Raw genomic sequence first — 18,084 nt, 5'->3', positions numbered from 1 at the left:
GGTACCTAGTTTGTTTTAAGCTTTGTTTAATTGCTTAAGAACATTTTTTTCTAAAATCCCATAAGCAAAATGTTGCAAGTTTATCAGGACAGAAGTGCCTTTACCCACAATGTTTCTAAATTTTGGCTTATCTGTCTGAACTACTTTAAGCACTTTTTCCGCAACCATTGCAGGGTCTTCGGCTTGCTCTACCAAATTGTTTGTGAATTTTTCAATTTTACTTCTTAACGTATTGTAATCTTCAATTTTATTTAAAGTTGTTGATGAATTATCTAAAATACTTGTTTTAAAAGCAGCAGGTTCAATCATAGCAACACTAATATTAAACTCATTCAATTCATATCTTAATGCTTTGAAATAACCTTCCAATGCGTGTTTGGAAGCGGCATAGTAAGCGGCATTAGGAAAAGACACGAGTCCAATAATTGAACCCACAGTTATTATTTTACCAAATTTTTGTTTTCTAAAATATGGGAGTACAGCATTTGTTACTTTGATAGTTCCCCAAAAGTTAGTTTCCAATTGTTGTCTGCCTAACTCAATGGGTGTCTCTTCTGCAATACCCGATACTAAAAAACCAGCATTATTGATAAGAATATCCAACTGCCCTATTTCATTGAAAATTCTTTCAGGTAAAGTTTTTATTGATTGCTCTGAATCAAGGTCTAATGCTATCATTTTGAATTTTACTGACGACTGCATTTTTTCGGGATTTCGACTTGTACCAATTACATTGTACCCCTTTCTGTGAAGCTCGTTTGCGATAAGTAGACCAAACCCGGAAGAAGCACCTGTTATTAAAATATTCTTACTCATTTTTATTTGTTTTAAATTTTAAATCGTAATTTTGCTTGCAAATTGCAAGTGCAAATATACAAACAACTTTCAAAATGCAAGTTGAATTTAAAAATATTTTTAGTTTATTTTATGGAAACAAGTAAAAAAAGGTCTGAATGCCCATTGAGTTGCTCATTGGATGTCTTTGGTGATAAATGGTCTTTACTTATTATCAGGGATTTAATATTTAATGAGAAAAGCACATACAATGACTTTTTAAAATCGGAAGAAGGCATTGCCACCAATATTTTAGCATCAAGACTAAAGGCATTGGAAGAAAACGGAATAATCGAAAAATCAGCACATCCAGACAGCAAGGCAAAAAATTTGTACAAACTGACAACAAAAGGAATAGATTTATTACCGATTATTGTAGAAGTTTACATTTGGTCGGACAAATATTTAACAATGCCAGCAGATATAAAGGCGATAATTAAAGAAGCCAAAAAAGACAAAGACAAATTTGTAAGACAGATAACAAAAGGCCTGAAATCAAAATGATAACAAAAAACCCATTCAAAGCTAGTCGAATGGGTTTTTCTAATTTATTTCAAAGTCAATTATATTTTGAATCCGCCGGAAACTTCTATTCGTTGGGCATTAATCCATTTAGAATCATCGGAACAAAGAAATGTTACTACACTTCCAATATCATCCGGCAAACCAACTCTTCCTAAAGCTGTTTCTGAAGCCAAGTATTTATTCAAATCTGAAATATCACGGACAACACCGCCTCCAAAATCAGTTTACAACCTGCATGTGCTGCTGCTAACAATTCTTCAGGATTTGTGTCTTTTTCGTCTTCAGAAATACGAGTTTTAAAACTGAACTTCGTTTTGTTTAAGACCTCACTTTGGGGCGTCAATTCACCGTTACCTTCTTTTATAGTCCCTGACCAATATGCTCTTGCTGTACGTTTCATTTTTTTATATGTTAATTTCCAAATATCATTATTGACGCTGTTTGATTGTATGGCCCTGGTTTTAAGATGAAATTACAGAAATTTTACACCTATTAATTTAATCTGTTTCCTCTAAATTCATTTGGTGTGCTGCCTACTTCTTTTTTAAACAGCCGTGAAAAGTAGGTTGTATTTTCAAAACCAAGTAAGTGCGAAATTTCAGAGATATTCAGTTCCCCTTCGGTCAATAAATTTTTTGCCTCACCGATCAAAAAAAGATGAATTAGCTCTAAAGCCGTCTTTCCTGTTTCTTGCTTCAGTAAATCGGTTAAATAGCGGGAAGATATATTTAGCTTCTCTGCCATCAGAGATACCGTTGGCAATCCCATGTTTCTTGTTTTTCTTTCTTCAAAATTAGCAGCCAGCAAAGCATTAAACTTTGTGACTGTAGAACCGGTTAGTTCTTTACGGTTAATAAACTGTCTTTTGTAAAAGCGTTGTGCATATTTAAGCATCGAATCCAGATGACTTACAATAATAGCTTTACTTAGTTCGTCAGTATTATTATGGTATTCTTTTTCAATGCTGAAATACAAATTCCAGATGATATCCTCTTCTGTTGGCGAAAGGTGCAATGCCTCATTAACCTCATAATCAAAATAACCATATTTCCTGATTTCGTTATAAAGGACTGTTCCCGGTAAAAAATCTTCATGAATAATAATTAGAAATCCCTTTTCTTCTAGTTGAACATTTTTAAAAACCACTTTCTGTAGGGGCTTTACAAACGACATTGAACCAAGATCATGGTCGTATTTTGTTTTTCCGTAATGCATGCTGCCGGATTTTAATTTTTTAAATCCGATGATGTAAAAGTCTGAAGAAAATTCAAGAATAGTATTAGCGTCACATTTGCCACGTTCACCATAAGCCGCACTAAAAAGTGGACTTTCCGGAGGTTTTATACCAAGAGCTTCATGAAGATCGCTGATTTTTTTGAAATGAATCATCTGTTGTCAATGTTAAAAACAGAACCCGGAAAATCCAGATTCTGATGATTTAAACTTCTATTAACCGTGTGCTGCTACAGAAACATCCTGCCATGATTCCCATGTTTTCAGGCGTTCTTCGTAAGTATATTTTGTCCAAGGGTAAGCCGTTTTGCCCAATAACAATCTTAATGGGGGATTTTCAGCATCTACCAGACTTAATATTGCTGCAGCTGTAGCTGCCGGATTACCGGAATCCTGCTCATTAGCATGCTCATAAAAATCTTTTCTTGTACTGTCGTAAGCGGGTATTGATTCGCTCAATGCAAGAGAAGTAGTACCGAAGAAATCTGTAGAGAAACCACCTGGTTCTACGATGGTCACTTTAATGCCAAATCCACTTACTTCGCCGGCCAAAGTTTCAACAAGGCCTTCAACTGCAAACTTGGATGCACTATATAATCCCATTAATGAAACCGTATTTAATCCCAAGGCACTTGAAAGTTGAATAATATGTCCTGAATTTTGCTGACGCATAATAGGCAAAACTGCTTGTATAGTCCATAATGAACCCAAAACATTAGTTTCAAACTGTGCTCTGACGTCCTGCTCTTTTAGTTCCTCTACAGCTCCAATGTGACCAAAACCCGCGTTGTTTATCAATACGTCTATCTTGCCGAAATGCTTTTTTGCAGTTTCAATTGCTTCAAAACTTGCTTTTTTATCAGTAACATCAAGTTTTACTACCAATAGATTTGATGAGAATTCTTTCGTAAGTTCGTTTAATGTTTCAGGATTACGAACAGCCGCAACAACATTGTCGCCACGCTGTAAAAATGCTTCTGCCCAAATTCTGCCGAATCCTCGGGATGCACCTGTTATAAAAATTGTCTTTGCCATAATTTTAGTTTAATAATTATAAGGACAAAGTTCTGCTTATTAGTAGTAATGATTGTGATACAAAAGTAGGCAATAATGAAACGTTTTAACGATTTGGCTCTATTCCAAAAGATGTTTAAATCCGTTTCCTTTAAACAGATTTAGGATTCTTTTGAAACAATCCTCTGTTATATTCAACTACATCTGAATGAGATGGATATGATGGCAGAGAAGAAAGATCAACAATAGTCTTATCTCTTAAAGAAGGTGCTTCTTCTTTTACACCATCACAAAGGGCCTGTTTTAATTCCTCTGCAGTAAGTTCTGTACAGTAAGCAGGCGTTCCCGGCTGATGTTTCCAGGATTCAGAAAGATCCCCGGAGTCAACTGCATCATAACCGGCATCATTGATTAAGTCTGAAATTACTTTTTTTGCCTCTATATCGTCTCCGGCTACAGCCATTGCTATTCTGTCTTTAGCACCGGATTCTTTTCCTCCATTTACTAATGTTTCCGCCAATAAATTATTGAAGGCTTTGATCACAGGTCTTCCCAGTTGTTCAGACACCCAAACACTTTCTACTTTTCCGTCTTTGATCTCTTCAATATCGGCATCACGAAAAGGATAGTAATTTGAGGTGTCAACCACAATTACATTTTCCGGAACGTTTGCTAATAAATCTTTGGGCAAAGTTGGAATTGCTACTGTCGGCACTGATAAAATAATAACATCTACGTCTTTTACAACATCCGTTAGAGTTGCAGCTACGACACCTAATTCTTCAGCACGAGCGTTTAATTTATCAATATCACCTGAACTATTCACTTTTACACTGTGACCAGCTGCTGCCATTTTTTTTGCTATAGTACCGCCGATAGCGCCGGTACCTATTATTCCTATTTTCATATTCTGACTATTTTATTAAAAATTATTCTTATTGACTAAATTACTTGCTGCGGGTTTTTGATTACTTGCAACAAATAATACTTATTCATTAAATTGATTGCAAAATTAAACAAAATTACTTTCCTTTGTATAGTCATTTCCCAAAGGAAAGCAAAATAAAATTTTATTATGTCTAAAAAGAAACCTTACTGTGAATGCCTAAATACCGTCAAACCAGTGCGAGACACACTTGAAGTAATTAACGGAAAGTGGAAATTATCCATCATTATTTCAGTAGGTGTTGGCAACAGCCGATTTACTGAAATTCAAGAGAGTATTCCTGGATTAACTCCCAAAGTTCTTTCTAAAGAACTTAAGGAACTTGAGCAGCACCAACTGATCAAAAGAATTATAACGAACGATTATCCTGTAAAAATATCCTACATTCTGGAACCTTATGCCGATACCTTAACACCAATTATCTACGCTATGAAAGATTGGGGATTAAACCACAAAAAGAAAATTTTTCAGGAGGTTAAACCAGCATAAGATTAAATAATGACATTTTTTTAGTAATAATCTATGTGAACTTCTTAATTAATTCAAGTTGCTAGTCTAACAATTCAATAAATAAGTTGGATCTAAAAAAGTTTAATCCCTACGGGATATTTTTTCTGGTAGATTTTATTATTCTACTACCAACATTTAACTCCTAACGGAGTAACAAAAAAATATCTCGGAGAGATTACATATTGGTAGAAATCAATTTATTCACGTCAATTTTTGTCCTGTAGGGACTACACTTTATTAACTAGCAACTTGAATTAATTAAGGAATTTAGAAAAACCTACGGTCATTCTTTTTAAGACAAGGTTTCTTTACATAACCAGATTAGTACCCAAGTATTACCTTTACAACATGAATATATACATTATTGTAATGTATTCCCAAATGTTTCTTCTTGCTTTATGGGTATTCAAAACACCTATAATACCATAAATATACACGACTGATTAACAACAGATATAAAATTTGTTTCAAAAAATGAACATCGTTCAAAATATATTTATATATTTGCATCATAAAATGCAGACATGAGTACAGCAGAAAGAAAAGCACGTGAAAAAGAAGCCTTAAAAATGCTGATCCTAAAAGGAGCTAAAAAACTCTTTTTAGAAAGAGGTATTGAACAGACTACCATTCGAAATATCGCTGATGAGATTGACTACAGCGTTGGAACTGTGTATGTTTACTTTAAAGATAAGAATGCCATTCTTCACGACCTCCACTCCATTGGTTTTCAAGAGTTAGGCGGATATTTTACCGAATTGTTCGCTATTAAAGATCCAATGGAACGTCTTCGAAAAATGGGATTTACCTATTTGAAATTTGCGATGGAAAATTCTGAAATGTATGATTTGATGTTCATCGTTAAAGCTCCAATGGAATTTATCGAAAGCAGTGAAAATCAAGCATGGAATGAAGGAGCTGACACCTTTAATGCGCTGAAGAAAACCGTGGAAGAATGTATGAAAGAAGGACATTTTGAGGGACATTCATTAGAAGCACTATCCTTTATGATTTGGAGCTTAGTACACGGAATGTGCTGCCTGGAAATACGCCAGAGAACAAAAGGTGTAAAATTTTCTAACCCGGATACCATCCTCTCTGAAGGATACAATGAATATTTAAAAATAATAAAGAAACTTTAAACTTTTTTTTGATCAAAAAAATGAACAACGTTCAATTTAAAAACAATGTACAATAAAATGAAAAAAGCAATTACATTAACCATTCTTTGTTTTGGATTTATAGGATATTCCCAGAGCAAACTTGATAATTACATCCAGATTGGATTAAAAAGCAACGAGGTAATCAAACAGCACAACTTCGACATCAATAAAAGTATGTATGCCCTGCAGGAAGCCCGCTCCCTGTTCTACCCTACTGTTTCTTTGAATGCCAATTATACTAAGGCCGATGGCGGAAGAACAATTGATATTCCAATTGGAGACATGCTGAATCCGGTATACAGTACACTCAATCAAATAACCAATTCGAATGCTTTCCCTTCTCTGCAGAACCAGTCGGTTTTAATTAATCCCGATAATTTCTATGATGCTAAAATTCACACGACAATGCCTCTGCTGAACTATGAAATTATCTATAACAAGAGAATCAAAAGCCAGCAAACTTCTTTACAAAAAATAGAGCTTGAAATCTATCAAAGGGAACTGGTTAAAGAAATAAAAACAGCATACTATAAATACCTGCAGTCAATTGAAGGAATTAATATTTATCAGGATGCTTTAGCATTGGTAAAAGAAAATCAAAGAGTTAACCAGTCTTTATTTAAAAATGATAAAATTAACCGTACAGCAGTTCTTAGAAGTGATAATGAGGTAATCCGTATTGAAGCTAACCTGGAAACCGCTAAACAGACGAGTAACAATGCCAAGTCTTATTTTAATTTCCTGATCAATCAAAAGCTTGACAGCGAAATTGAGGTTGATTCGGATAAAGAAAGCCTGCCCAGTGTATTGGTACAGGAAAATACCTCAAGCAGAGAAGAACTTTCAAAACTTACTATGGCAAAAGATATAAATGAAAACGTAAGTAAGCTCACCCAATCGTATTGGTATCCAAAATTGAGCGGTTTTGCTGATTTCGGATTTCAGGACTTTGATTTCGAAGTAAATAAACAATCCAGATATTACTTTGCCGGTGCTGCTTTAGAATGGACTATTTTTTCAGGCAACAAAAACAAATACAAGCTAAAGCAGGTCGAAGAAGACGGTAAGAGAATAAGTTCTCAGACAGACAATGTAAAACAGCAGTTACTGCTTCAGTTTCAGGTTACCCGAAATAATTTAATATCTGCTTTGGAACAATTCAATGCCGATAAAAATCAAAAAGCAGCAGCCAAAAAATACAATGACGATATAACCAAATTATATAAGGAAGGTCAGGCCATTTATATAGAGCTTCTCGATGCACAAAACCAGTGGGTAAATGCCCAGCTCAATACTAATATATCTCTTTATAACTCCTGGATTGCTTTTGCAGAATTAGAAAGAGCCAATGCAACTTTTACTTTTAATTAAATCAAAAAACAATAATTATGAAATCGAAGATTATTTCATCCGTTCGCCTTTCAGGCTCAGGTCACGAACACCTAAAAAATAATTTTATACTTGTGAGTAAAAAATCTATAGTAATATGCCTTTTAGTCCTTCCCGTTTTTTACGCCTGTAAAGAAGAAAAAAAAGAGCACAACACATTCGAAACTGCTGAAGTGGTATCCATTAAAACAGCAACAGTTAATTCATTAGCACTTACCAGTACCATAAGCGCCTCAGGTTTAGTTACAACAGAAAACACTGCCAATTATGCTTTTAAAATTGGTGGTATAGTGAATCACATTTATGTGGAAGAAGGTAATTTTTTTAAAAAAGGACAGCTTTTAGCAACATTGGATGAAACCGAAATTAGTGCGGGTTTAAACCAGACAGATCTAAACGTAAAAAAATATGAACGGGATTATACACGTGCCAATAATTTGTATAAAGACAGCGTGTACACTTTAGAACAGCTTCAAAATACAAAAACTGGTTTAGACATCGCCAAAAAACAAAAAGATGCGGTTGCTTTTAATGCCCGTTATGCCAAAATATATGCCGCTTCCGATGGTTTTGTATCTCAAAAAATAGCCAGTGTAGGCGAAGTAGTTGGACCCGGTTCTCCTATTCTAGCCATTAATGAAACATCCCACAACAATAATTACTTATTAAAAATTGGACTTACTGATACAGAATGGGCAGCTGCAAAAATAGGACAGAAAGCAGTTGTTACACTTGATGGTTATCCCGATAAACAATTTGATGCTTTGGTTTTTCGAAAATCGCAATCTGCAGATGCAGCATTAGGCTCTTTTCAGGTGGAGCTAAAACTAGAGATGAAAAACAGTAAACCAGCAGTAGGTATGTTTGGTAAAGCCGAAATACACACGGATAATGCACAGGATGTAATCACAATTCCTTATGATGCGCTCATCGAAGCTGATGGCAACAAAGCCTATGTATTTATAGTAGTCAACAACAAAGTGAAAAGACAGCCGGTAACCATCTATAAGTTTGAAAATAAAACCGTCTATATAAAAGATGGACTGCAAAAAACAGATCAGATAGTGATCTCAAACAGTGCCTATCTGAACGAACAATCAACGATCAAAATAATTAAATAACTAACAGTATGAAGATTACAAACTTTGCCGTTAAAAATTATCAGTTTACGCTGATTATTTTTCTTCTGGTTGCCGTAGTAGGCTATATAACCCTGTTTTCAATGCCGCGCTCAGAGGATCCTTCTACCCATGCACCCCAATATTTGATTACAGTAATTTATCCGGGTACCAGCCCGAAAGATATGGAGGAGCAGGTCGTAAAACCCATCGAGAGTAAAATTTATGCCCTTGAGAATATTGATAAGATTTTAACCACCGTAGAAGATGGAGTTGCTGCATTTCAGGTAAAATTTAAATACGGTGTAGACGTCGATAATAAATATCAGGAAATCTCTACAGAAATAAATGCATTGAAAAGCAGCGAGCTTCCTAAAGATATTTATCTGATCAAGACAGAGAAAATTGCCTCTTCGGATGTAAAGATCCTGCAGGTGGCTTTGGTCTCTGAAAATGTTTCGGACAAGAAACTGCGTGATGAAGCCGATAAACTAAAAACAAAATTAGAAAAAATTACCAACCTTAAGGATGTGGAATATGACGGAATCCCTGAACAGGAGATCCGGGTAGATTTGCAACTGGATAAATTGGCGCAGCTAAAGATTCCTTTAAACGCAGTTATGGGGAGCTTACAGAGTGAAGCCGCCGATATTCCCGGAGGAAGTATTGATCTTGACACCAAGGTATTCAATGTAAAAACCAGTGGTAAGTTTAAAAATGAACAGGACGTTGCCAATACGGTTATTTACAATGCAAACGGAAAAATAATTTACATGAGGGATGTTGCCCAGGTGAGCTACAAGTCAGAAACCGTAGACCATATTACGCGCATCAACGGACACCGCTGTGTTTTAATAACTGCCGGAATGAAAGACAACATCAATATTGCAGATGTTGAGGCTCAGTACCTGCCTATTGTGGAGGAATTCTCCAAAGAATTACCTCAAAATATTAAGCTGGTTAAGAACTTTGATCAGGCACAAATGGTTTCAGAGCGTTTGGGACATTTAGGCTTTGATTTTGGTCTTGCTATTTTCCTGGTTATCATTACATTGCTTCCATTAGGTTCCAGAGCCTCTATCATTGTTATGATCTCCATACCGCTGTCTTTAGCTTTAGGGCTTATCGCAATGAATGCACTGGGTTATTCCCTTAATCAATTGAGTATCGTTGGTCTGGTGGTTGCTTTAGGGCTTTTGGTAGACGACAGTATTGTTGTTGTTGAAAATATTGAGCGCTGGCTTCGCGAGGGTCATTCTAAAATGGACGCCGTACTAAAAGGTACTAAGCAAATAGGCATTGCTGTGGTGGGCTGTACCGCTACCTTGGTTATTGCATTTTTACCACTCGCCTTTCTTCCTGATGTTGCGGGTGAATTTATCCGAAGCCTTCCGATGGCTGTCATTACAAGTGTCTTGGCTTCTATGGTTGTAGCATTAACGTTAGTTCCGTTTTTGGGAAGCAGATTTTTAAAAACACACGAACATGGCGAAGGAAATATCTTTCTGCAATATTTACAAAAATTTCTTACCAGATCGTATAGAGATATAATGCCAAAAGCGCTGAAATATCCAAAAACAACTATTGCAATATCAGTAGCTTTAAGTTTTACAGCATTTGGATTGTTCACCCTTACAGGGTTTAAATTATTTCCTACATCGGAAAAGCCAATGTTCCTGATCAATATAAAAACACCACTTCAATCCAGTATCTCAGAGAGCAACAGGGTGACAAAATTGGTAGAAGCTGAATTAAAAAACCACAAAGAAATTTCATTTTTTACCGCAAATGTCGGCAAGGGAAATCCTCAGATCTATTACAATGTACATCCACAGGACAGAAAGCCGGACTTCGGCCAGGTCTTTGTTCAGCTGTCAGATGATGCGAAACCTTCTGAAAAAACTGCATTAATTCAAACTTTGAGGGAAAAGTTTAAAACAATGCCTTACGCTAAAATAGAGATAAAAGACTTTGAACAAGGCCCCCCACTTGAAGCCAATATTGTGGTGCGATTGTTTGGAGAAGATGAAAATATTCTTCGCAAACTGTCTTTTCAGGTAGAAAATATTCTACGTGGACAAAAGGGAACGATTTACGTTAATAATGAATTGAACACTTATAAGACTGATGTAAAAGTAAAGATTAACAAAGAGAAAGCCAGAACATTGGGCGTACTGACAAGCGATATCGATAAGGTGATCCGCCTTGCCGTAGCGGGTTTAAACGTTGGAGATTATATTGACAACCGCGGCGATGCAAGGAATGTAACCCTGACTCTGCCACGTGATAAGTTTTCTAATCTGGACGCCTTGAAGAATTTGTATGTTAATAATATTCAGGGAACGCCTATTGCCCTTAACCAGGTTGCAGCACTTTCTTTTGAAACTTCGCCAACAGCCATCAATCATTTCAATAAATCACGTTTCTCAAAAGTAACCGCTGTATCTCAGGAAGGATATTATGCTAATGATTTACTTACGGAAATTGTTCCTAAACTGGACCAGTTAAAAATGCCAAAGGGATACTATTATAAATTGGCAGGAGAAAAAGAATCCGAAGGCGATTCGCTTGGAGGTAATTTTCTCTCAGTAATTATATTGAGTACTTTTTTGTTTATAGCTGTTCTGTTATTACAATTTAAAACCTTTAAAGGGATCATTATTGTACTCTCTATTATTCCATTGGGAATTTTAGGAGGGGTATTATTTTTACTGATCGACGGCAGTCCAATGTCGCTTGTGGCAATTATCGGATTTATAGGTCTTTCTGGTATACAGGTTAAAAATTCACTCTTGCTCGTAGATTTTACCAACCAGCTGCGTCAGGAAGGACATTCCATTGATGAAGCTATTGCCATTGCAGGAGAAACACGTTTCCTTCCTGTGGTACTGACGTCCATTACGGCTATCTGCGGACTAATCCCTCTTGCCTTGAACTCCAACCCGCTTATTGCGCCTTTGGCCATTGTGTTGATCGGAGGGCTGATAAGCTCCACCATCCTTTCGAGAATTGTGACCCCGGTAATGTATAAATTGATTCCGCCGAATATTGACAATGTCTAATATAAATAAAGTCCAAAGAATTTATTAAACAAAACGCTTAAAAATACTATTATGAAAATTAAAAATGTCACAGTATTTGGCTCCGGTGTACTAGGTGCACAGATTGCTTTTCATGCTGCTTTTCACGGTTATCATGTTACATTATTCGATATTAAGGAAGAATTGTTAGAAAATGCAAAACTAAAATTTGAAGAATTTAAAAAGCTGTATCAACAAGATATAAATGCCACTGCTGCCGATTTGGACGCTGCAGTAACAAGAATAAGCTTTACAACAGATTTGGCCGAATCAGTAAAAGATGCTGACCTGACTATTGAAGCGATTCCGGAGAATGTTCAAATAAAAAAAGATTTTTATACCAAACTGGGCACTTTGGCTCCGGCAAAAACCATTTTCTGCACCAACTCTTCTACCCTGCTGCCAAGTCAGTTTGCGGCTGAAACAGGGAGGTCGGAACGATTCTTAGCACTGCACTTTGCAAATTATTTATGGAAGAACAATGTGGCTGAAATTATGGGGCATTCAGGCACAGATTCTGAAATTTTTGAGCAAGTAGTTCAATTTGCCAAAACCATTGGTATGCTTACCATACCAATCTATAAAGAACAGCCCGGTTATGTCATGAATTCTCTTTTAGTGCCCTGGCTGATAGCAGGTCTGGATTTATACCGAAATGGTGTTGCAGATGCATCATCTATTGATAAAACCTGGATGAAAACGGTAGGAGCTAATCTGAGACCTATGGCTATGGCAGATCTTGTAGGAATGACCACAGCATATAATGTTACCAAGTCTTATGCAGAACTAACTGGCGAGGAAATATGGAAAAACAGACGGGATTTTCTGAAAGAAAACTTTATTGACAGAAACAAGCTCGGTATAACTACAGGAGAAGGTTTTTACAAGTATCCAAACCCGGCATATCAGGCTGCTGATTTTCTAAAATAAAGAAGAATTTCTCCTGTACCCAATAAGATGAATTACCTCTTATTGGGTATTGTTTCAAATACCGGCCTGAATTTCTAATTTCATTGACATTTTCTCTTAAAAAAAACTATTACTCACATAAATTTTACTACTATGAAAGAATATATATTGCTCACCGGAGCATCATCCGGAATTGGTTACGAAATGGCAAATCAATTAGCTGAAAAAAAACACAACCTGATATTGGTTGCCCGTACCGAAACTAAGCTGCAGCAAATGCAAGCAGAACTTACAAACAAGTATGGTATTCTTGTTCAGTATTTTGCTGTAGATCTCTCTGATGTAAATGCTGCAAAAGACCTTTACAAAAAAGTGCAGCAAGATAATTTATTAGTAACCCATCTAATAAATAATGCAGGTGTAGGTAACTATGGCAATTTTACTGAAACATCATTGAACGAAGAACTGAGCATGATTCAATTAAACATTGCCAGTCTGGTAGTACTGAGCAAGCTCTTTGCAAAAGATATGGTCAACCGAAAATCAGGTAGAATTATGAACATATCTTCCTTGGTAGCATTTTTACCATTTCCCTATTTTTCCGTTTATTCTGCTACCAAAGCTTTCGTAAAAGCATTTAGTGAAACTCTTGCAGCTGAATTAGATGGCACCGGTGTTGTAGTTACCTCTCTTTACCCCGGCACGGTAGATACTGGTTTTACCACAGAGAAGATGCAATCTACAAATCTTCATAAAACCAGACCAATGCAACCCAAACAAGTAGCAGCGCAAGGTGTGAAACATCTTTTATATGGAAAAGGAAAAAAAGTTGTAGGCTTTCAAAATTGGTTTAACTCAAAACTATCAAGTTTTATGCCTGACAGTATTATGATGAAGATCAAAAAGAATCTCGCCAGCATTAAATCGTATTAATTTATGAATGAAAATCCCAGACAATGAAAACAACAAAAAAATTTATACTCGTTAGCTTAACTAGTATCACATTGCTACTTTCCTCTTGTTATTCACACAAAAATGCAGTTCAGTCAAGTTTACCATATTCCGATAAAATTAACTGGCCGGAAGGTTATAAACCAGCAGAAGCTGATTTTTTCATACATAACGAAATAGACATTAAAGCCAAGCCGCAAGTCGTTTGGGATATTTTCATCCAAGCCGCTAAATGGCCAGAGTGGTACAAAAAAGCTGAAGGTATTGAACTGCAAAATTCACCTGAAGGAAAGCTTAATTCATCCAGTGTTTTTATCTGGCATCCGGCAGGTAAGTTTACTTCGACTATAAAGGAATTCAACGCTCCTTATAACATAGCCTGGTGCGGAGAAACCGATAATAAAAACATGACCGTTTACAATGCATGGATGATTATCCCAACCAAAGAAGGCTGCAAGGTTATCTCAAACGAATCCCAAAATGGACCTAAAACAAAAATGGAGAAAATTTTTGCACCTAATATGGTTCGTAAGAACATTAAGAATTGGTTAATAAGTCTGAAAGAACAGTCAGAAAAACAATCAAATAATTAAAACGCAGGAACTATCTCTCTTCGGATGCATAGCTATAAATACAACTATATCCTAGTTTTAGAATGTTAGTTCTCGTTAAAATGTTTCATTATTGCCCACTTTTGTATCATAATGTTTATCAATAATTGACGGAATTTTATCTCGATATTAAAACAATAAAATATAGTATAATGAAAAAAACAATTTTTATAACGGGTGCATCCCGAGGATTCGGAAAAATTTGGGCTGAAGCATATCCAAACCAAATTGTTGGTGCCATTCACAAAGACAAATCTTACATATAAGAAGCCAATCTCATTAAATCTTCCATAAAATGGTGTGTTATTTGTCCTTTAGGGGTCAAAAACTTAAAATCCCATTTCTTACGAAATGGGATTTTTTTATGGCCTTTCTTGCGATTTTATCTCTATATACATCAAAATAGAAAGCGGTTTATATGTTCTATAAAGTTTTTCCGAACACAAACAACCTCCAAAATCAAATAACTTTGGAGGTTGTTAATTTGCTTTAAGCTCCCTATTTGACTTTGTGTCAAATCACCATCCGATGTATTATTTCAAATTATCATTAAAGAAACGTTTTAACTTATCGAAAGGAATAATATCTACTTTGTCATACAGATCTACGTGAACTGCATTTGGAATAATTATTAATTCTTTTGGTTCATTTGCTACTTTAAAAATGTCTTCGCTAAAATATCTTGAGTGCGCATTTTCTCCTGCGATTAAAAGCATTGGTCTTGGCGAAATTTCTTTTACATAAGCTAATATTGGCATATTCATAAAAGATATCGGATTGGTTACCAGCCAAGCTCCATTTGAGTTCACAGAATTAACTTGAAAACCACGCTGTGTTCTGTAATAATCAAAATATTCTTTTACAAACTGCGGTTCATCGCCTTTCAATTTTTCCGGTAAATTTCTTGGACCATCTGCCGGTTTTCCGTTTTCGGCATCTTTCCAACGCTGCTCACCCAAAGCTTCCAATGTTTTGGTTCTTTGTTCCGGAGTTACTGAATCATTATATCCTTTTGACATTACTCTGGTCATATCATACAAACTTGTCACTGCAACGGCTTTTACTCGTTTATCAATAGCAGTTGCATTTAAAGCAAAACCGCCAAAACCACAAATTCCGATGATGCCAATTTTATTTCTATCCACCTTTTTTTGTAATCCCAAAAAATCAACCGCAGCGCTAAAATCTTCTGTATTGATTTCCGGAGAAGCTAGATTTCGTGGTTCTCCTGCGCTTTCTCCTGTATAAGAGGGATCAAAAGCTAATGCTACAAAACCACGTTCTGCCATTTGGTTGGCATATAATCCAGATGATTGTTGTTTCACAGCTCCAAATGGTCCACTGATTGCTAATGCAGACAATTTTTCGTTTCCTGCATTTTTCGGAAGGTATAAATCGCCACTTAATGTAATGCCGTAACGATTTTTGAAGCTCACTTTTTGACGTATTACTTTGTCACTAAGTTGGAATGTATAATGTTCTTTTGATGTATTCATTTTTTCTAAATTTGATTGTACTTTTTGTGCAAATATTTGCCCTGTTATCAGGAATAATATTGCGACTGCGAATGTTTTTTTCATTTTCTTTTGAATTATTTTTAAACTTATATTCTTCATAATAATTTGATTTTAATTGTTTTCAAATTTCGCAACTACATTTCCGGCACCCAATGCAGCAGCAAGTCCTGCAGGATTGTCAATATATCCGAGTTTTGTATAGCTATAGGAAGTGTTGAAACTTTTATAAAAAAGTACAAGCACATTGTTCCTGTAAAGCGTTAAATCGCCTTCTTTGATATCTCCTCCAGCTGAACCATTTGTTGGAAACGGACCAGGAAAATCATAATACTTTTCATTGCCATTCAGTTCGGTCATATTTATGGTAAGCGGGAGCATTGCTTTCAATGCAGCTGCACTTGGGTTGTTATACAATGTTGCTGTAAAAACTGCTGTACCAATTGTAATTTTCATTTTAGTTGTTGAAGTATTATTATTCTCATTATTTTCTCTTGGTGCTTTTTCATTGTCATTACTACAACTTGCATTGCAAAAAGAAAAAGCGAAAAGAATAGCGATAACTGTTACTAAAGATTTCAGTTTCATAATTATCTCTTTTAAGGTTAAACATTTTTAATGAATTTTGCAGGAACTCCACCAACGATGGTATTGTCAGGAACATCTTTAGAGACTACTGCTCCTGCCGCGACAACTGCATTTTCTCCAATTGTTACGCCAGGCAAAATTGTAGCATTGGCACCAATCCATGCATTTTTTTTGATGAGAATTGGTTTACCTGTTAGTCCTTTTCTTTCCTCAGGATTTAATGGATGATTTTCGGTAATGAGACTGACTTTCGGACCAATTAAAACGTCGTCTTCAATGGTAATTCCGCCCAATGCCAAAAAGGTGCAGTCAAAATTGATAAATACGTTTTTACCAATTGTAATGTGTTTTCCACAATTGATGTAAATAGGAGTAAATACGGCAACATCCTGAAGTTCTTTATCTAAAATCCTGCTTAGTATCTGTGTAATTTCTTCAGGATTTACAGCATTGTTCATCTGAGTCAGTAATGCTTTCACAGCGAATGCCTCTTCTCTCAATCTGCCTATTTGCGAATCGTTAGGAAGTATGGTTTCACCCGTCAAAAGCCTTTCGAAAATATCTTTTTGAAATGGTGTGGCATCGAAAATAGGATTTGAATCTGACATAATATTTGAATTAAATAATCAGATACAAAGGTAAGACTGCCTTTAAGCAAGGTAGTAACGATTATCAAACCAAAGATTAAGAAATTCAAACTTCTGCTAAGCGAAATGCTGTGGGGTTGGTGCCGGTATTTTTTTTGAAGAAATTATTGAAGTAGGTAGGATAATCAAACCCAAGTGCATAACCAATTTCAGAAACACTCCAATCAGTATGGAGCAATAGCGCTTTGGCTTCTGTGATGATTCGCTCCGTAATATGAGTAGTTGTAGATTTTCCTGTAACTTCTTTTACAGCTCGATTCAGGTAATTGACATGCACATTCAAATGCTGGGCATAATGTTGGGCTGTTCTTAATTGAAGTGGACTGGAAGTACTTTCAATTGGAAATTGTCTTTCCAGTAATTCCAAAAATACCGATGACAATCTGGAAGATGCATTCTTATTTTGTTCGAAATTTTCTGAAGGTTCCATCTTTAAAGATTCATGTATAATGAGACTGATGTAATTGCGAATCAGCTCATCTTTAAAAACATAATCACTTTCCTGTTCCGTAATCATTTTATGAAAAATAGTATTGAGAAAAACTCTTTGCTCTTCTGTGATTTTCAAAACAGGTGTTCCGCCAATTTTAAAAAAGGACGATTGCTGCAGGCTTTCAGAACGTTCGGAGTTTTTAAAAAACTCTTCTGAAAATAAAATAGTGTAACCAATATAAGTTGTTGAAATTGTTTCCCATGAATATGGAATGTGCGGATTTCCAAAAAAGAGAATCGTACCTTCCTGTTCATAAGTTTTATCAGAATAATGAATTTTGCTTTTACCTGTTGTCAGACAGATTTTATAAAACTCCTTTCTGCTGTAAGTTCTGGTTTCGGCGCCATCATCTTCTATCTGGAATGCTTTAAACCCCTGCAGTTTCAGTTCATTGTTAAACTTGGAAACTTCTCTTATTATCTTCTCTTTCATTTTATAAAGTTAAGAAATTCAAACTTGTTTAAAACCCTGTAATCTTAAATTTTACCCAAAATACTTTCCCTGTGTTCTTTTATCCGAATTCTATCATCATATCCAGAACTTTTTAGAAAGGTTGTGA

The 18,084-nt window shown here is 35.7% G+C and carries 18 protein-coding genes and 1 pseudogene; 9 read left to right on the top strand and 10 right to left on the bottom strand.

Going from position 1 to position 18,084, the window contains the following annotated elements; translation table 11 throughout:
- Positions 1–15 precede the first annotated feature (15 nt).
- Positions 16–816, bottom strand: coding sequence for an SDR family oxidoreductase (locus tag CHB81_RS07595; RefSeq protein ID WP_089351297.1), 801 nt, complete (start codon positions 814–816; stop codon positions 16–18).
- Between the two features lie 81 nt (positions 817–897).
- Here CHB81_RS07595 and CHB81_RS07590 point away from each other — a divergent pair, with 81 nt between their 5' ends.
- The gene (locus CHB81_RS07590; RefSeq protein WP_369597370.1) at positions 898–1,338 is read left to right on the top strand and encodes a winged helix-turn-helix transcriptional regulator; all 441 of its coding nucleotides are present in this window, start codon (positions 898–900) and stop codon (positions 1,336–1,338) included.
- Between the two features lie 59 nt (positions 1,339–1,397).
- Here the strand turns inward: CHB81_RS07590 and CHB81_RS07585 are convergent.
- The 5 genes and pseudogenes from CHB81_RS07585 to CHB81_RS07565 form a co-directional block, all read right to left on the bottom strand.
- Positions 1,398–1,589: pseudogene (locus CHB81_RS07585) on the bottom strand (SDR family oxidoreductase); the annotation flags it as partial.
- Positions 1,541–1,759, bottom strand: a complete 219-nt coding sequence (locus tag CHB81_RS07580; protein WP_217899718.1) for a hypothetical protein — start codon at positions 1,757–1,759, stop codon at positions 1,541–1,543. The pseudogene CHB81_RS07585 and the gene CHB81_RS07580, both read right to left, overlap by 49 nt.
- Positions 1,760–1,851: 92 nt before the next feature.
- Positions 1,852–2,748: an AraC family transcriptional regulator gene (locus tag CHB81_RS07575; protein WP_089351294.1), complete on the bottom strand. Its 897-nt coding sequence runs from the start codon at positions 2,746–2,748 to the stop codon at positions 1,852–1,854.
- Positions 2,749–2,808: 60 nt separating this feature from the next.
- Positions 2,809–3,627, bottom strand: a complete 819-nt coding sequence (locus CHB81_RS07570; protein ID WP_089351293.1) for an SDR family NAD(P)-dependent oxidoreductase — start codon at positions 3,625–3,627, stop codon at positions 2,809–2,811.
- Between the two features lie 130 nt (positions 3,628–3,757).
- Positions 3,758–4,513: an NADPH-dependent F420 reductase gene (locus CHB81_RS07565; protein WP_089351292.1), complete on the bottom strand. Its 756-nt coding sequence runs from the start codon at positions 4,511–4,513 to the stop codon at positions 3,758–3,760.
- A gap of 216 nt (positions 4,514–4,729) precedes the next feature.
- On the opposite strand from CHB81_RS07565, the gene CHB81_RS07560 reads away from it, so the two are divergent.
- The 8 genes from CHB81_RS07560 to CHB81_RS07525 all read left to right on the top strand — a co-directional run bounded on the left by CHB81_RS07560 (position 4,730) and on the right by CHB81_RS07525 (position 14,265).
- The gene (locus CHB81_RS07560; protein ID WP_254921004.1) at positions 4,730–5,041 is read left to right on the top strand and encodes a helix-turn-helix domain-containing protein; all 312 of its coding nucleotides are present in this window, start codon (positions 4,730–4,732) and stop codon (positions 5,039–5,041) included.
- Between the two features lie 545 nt (positions 5,042–5,586).
- Positions 5,587–6,204 carry a TetR/AcrR family transcriptional regulator gene (locus tag CHB81_RS07555; RefSeq protein WP_089351290.1) on the top strand — a complete coding sequence of 206 codons (618 nt, stop codon included), beginning with the start codon at positions 5,587–5,589 and terminating at the stop codon, positions 6,202–6,204.
- A 57-nt stretch (positions 6,205–6,261) separates the two neighbouring features.
- Positions 6,262–7,596, top strand: a complete 1,335-nt coding sequence (locus CHB81_RS07550) for a TolC family protein (RefSeq protein ID WP_089351289.1) — start codon at positions 6,262–6,264, stop codon at positions 7,594–7,596.
- Between the two features lie 17 nt (positions 7,597–7,613).
- On the top strand, positions 7,614–8,735 hold the full coding sequence (locus tag CHB81_RS07545) for an efflux RND transporter periplasmic adaptor subunit (RefSeq protein WP_089351288.1): 1,122 nt from the start codon (positions 7,614–7,616) through the stop codon (positions 8,733–8,735).
- Positions 8,736–8,743: 8 nt separating this feature from the next.
- Positions 8,744–11,794: an efflux RND transporter permease subunit gene (locus CHB81_RS07540; protein WP_089351287.1), complete on the top strand. Its 3,051-nt coding sequence runs from the start codon at positions 8,744–8,746 to the stop codon at positions 11,792–11,794.
- Positions 11,795–11,845: 51 nt separating this feature from the next.
- Positions 11,846–12,742, top strand: a complete 897-nt coding sequence (locus CHB81_RS07535; protein WP_089351286.1) for a 3-hydroxyacyl-CoA dehydrogenase — start codon at positions 11,846–11,848, stop codon at positions 12,740–12,742.
- 132 nt (positions 12,743–12,874) lie between these two features.
- Entirely contained in the window at positions 12,875–13,654 is a 780-nt protein-coding gene (locus CHB81_RS07530; protein ID WP_089351285.1) for an SDR family oxidoreductase, read from the top strand.
- A gap of 23 nt (positions 13,655–13,677) precedes the next feature.
- Complete coding sequence (locus CHB81_RS07525) at positions 13,678–14,265, top strand: SRPBCC family protein (protein ID WP_089351284.1); 588 nt, start codon at positions 13,678–13,680, stop codon at positions 14,263–14,265.
- Between the two features lie 551 nt (positions 14,266–14,816).
- On the opposite strand, the gene CHB81_RS07520 is transcribed toward CHB81_RS07525, so the two are convergent.
- From CHB81_RS07520 to CHB81_RS07505, 4 genes are all read right to left on the bottom strand, one after another.
- Entirely contained in the window at positions 14,817–15,863 is a 1,047-nt protein-coding gene (locus CHB81_RS07520; protein ID WP_089351465.1) for an alpha/beta hydrolase, read from the bottom strand.
- A 48-nt stretch (positions 15,864–15,911) separates the two neighbouring features.
- A complete protein-coding gene (locus CHB81_RS07515) occupies positions 15,912–16,385 on the bottom strand; it encodes a cyclophilin-like fold protein (protein WP_089351283.1) in 474 nt (157 codons plus the stop codon).
- A gap of 17 nt (positions 16,386–16,402) precedes the next feature.
- A complete protein-coding gene (locus CHB81_RS07510) occupies positions 16,403–16,993 on the bottom strand; it encodes a DapH/DapD/GlmU-related protein (protein WP_089351282.1) in 591 nt (196 codons plus the stop codon).
- An 85-nt stretch (positions 16,994–17,078) separates the two neighbouring features.
- Positions 17,079–17,957 carry an AraC family transcriptional regulator gene (locus CHB81_RS07505; protein WP_089351281.1) on the bottom strand — a complete coding sequence of 293 codons (879 nt, stop codon included), beginning with the start codon at positions 17,955–17,957 and terminating at the stop codon, positions 17,079–17,081.
- Between the last annotated feature and the right edge of the window lie 127 nt (positions 17,958–18,084).

Origin of the sequence: Flavobacterium sp. ov086 (assembly GCF_900187965.1) — a bacterium.
GTDB lineage: Bacteria > Bacteroidota > Bacteroidia > Flavobacteriales > Flavobacteriaceae > Flavobacterium.
Note: the sequence above shows the minus strand (reverse complement) of the source record. Positions and strands in the feature narration are given on the sequence as shown.

Bases quoted from the DNA above. Each gene is read 5' to 3' on its own strand.
- CHB81_RS07515 (WP_089351283.1), bottom strand. From the start codon at position 16,385: ATGAAACTGAAATCTTTAGTAACAGTTATCGCTATTCTTTTCGCTTTT.
- CHB81_RS07555 (WP_089351290.1), top strand. From the start codon at position 5,587: ATGAGTACAGCAGAAAGAAAAGCACGTGAAAAAGAAGCCTTAAAAATG.
- CHB81_RS07595 (WP_089351297.1), bottom strand. From the start codon at position 816: ATGAGTAAGAATATTTTAATAACAGGTGCTTCTTCCGGGTTTGGTCTA.
- CHB81_RS07540 (WP_089351287.1), top strand. From the start codon at position 8,744: ATGAAGATTACAAACTTTGCCGTTAAAAATTATCAGTTTACGCTGATT.
- CHB81_RS07575 (WP_089351294.1), bottom strand. From the start codon at position 2,748: ATGATTCATTTCAAAAAAATCAGCGATCTTCATGAAGCTCTTGGTATA.
- CHB81_RS07550 (WP_089351289.1), top strand. From the start codon at position 6,262: ATGAAAAAAGCAATTACATTAACCATTCTTTGTTTTGGATTTATAGGA.
- CHB81_RS07565 (WP_089351292.1), bottom strand. From the start codon at position 4,513: ATGAAAATAGGAATAATAGGTACCGGCGCTATCGGCGGTACTATAGCA.
- CHB81_RS07545 (WP_089351288.1), top strand. From the start codon at position 7,614: ATGAAATCGAAGATTATTTCATCCGTTCGCCTTTCAGGCTCAGGTCAC.
- CHB81_RS07530 (WP_089351285.1), top strand. From the start codon at position 12,875: ATGAAAGAATATATATTGCTCACCGGAGCATCATCCGGAATTGGTTAC.
- CHB81_RS07535 (WP_089351286.1), top strand. From the start codon at position 11,846: ATGAAAATTAAAAATGTCACAGTATTTGGCTCCGGTGTACTAGGTGCA.
- CHB81_RS07505 (WP_089351281.1), bottom strand. From the start codon at position 17,957: ATGAAAGAGAAGATAATAAGAGAAGTTTCCAAGTTTAACAATGAACTG.
- CHB81_RS07520 (WP_089351465.1), bottom strand. From the start codon at position 15,863: ATGAAAAAAACATTCGCAGTCGCAATATTATTCCTGATAACAGGGCAA.
- CHB81_RS07510 (WP_089351282.1), bottom strand. From the start codon at position 16,993: ATGTCAGATTCAAATCCTATTTTCGATGCCACACCATTTCAAAAAGAT.
- CHB81_RS07570 (WP_089351293.1), bottom strand. From the start codon at position 3,627: ATGGCAAAGACAATTTTTATAACAGGTGCATCCCGAGGATTCGGCAGA.
- CHB81_RS07580 (WP_217899718.1), bottom strand. From the start codon at position 1,759: ATGAAACGTACAGCAAGAGCATATTGGTCAGGGACTATAAAAGAAGGT.
- CHB81_RS07525 (WP_089351284.1), top strand. From the start codon at position 13,678: ATGAAAACAACAAAAAAATTTATACTCGTTAGCTTAACTAGTATCACA.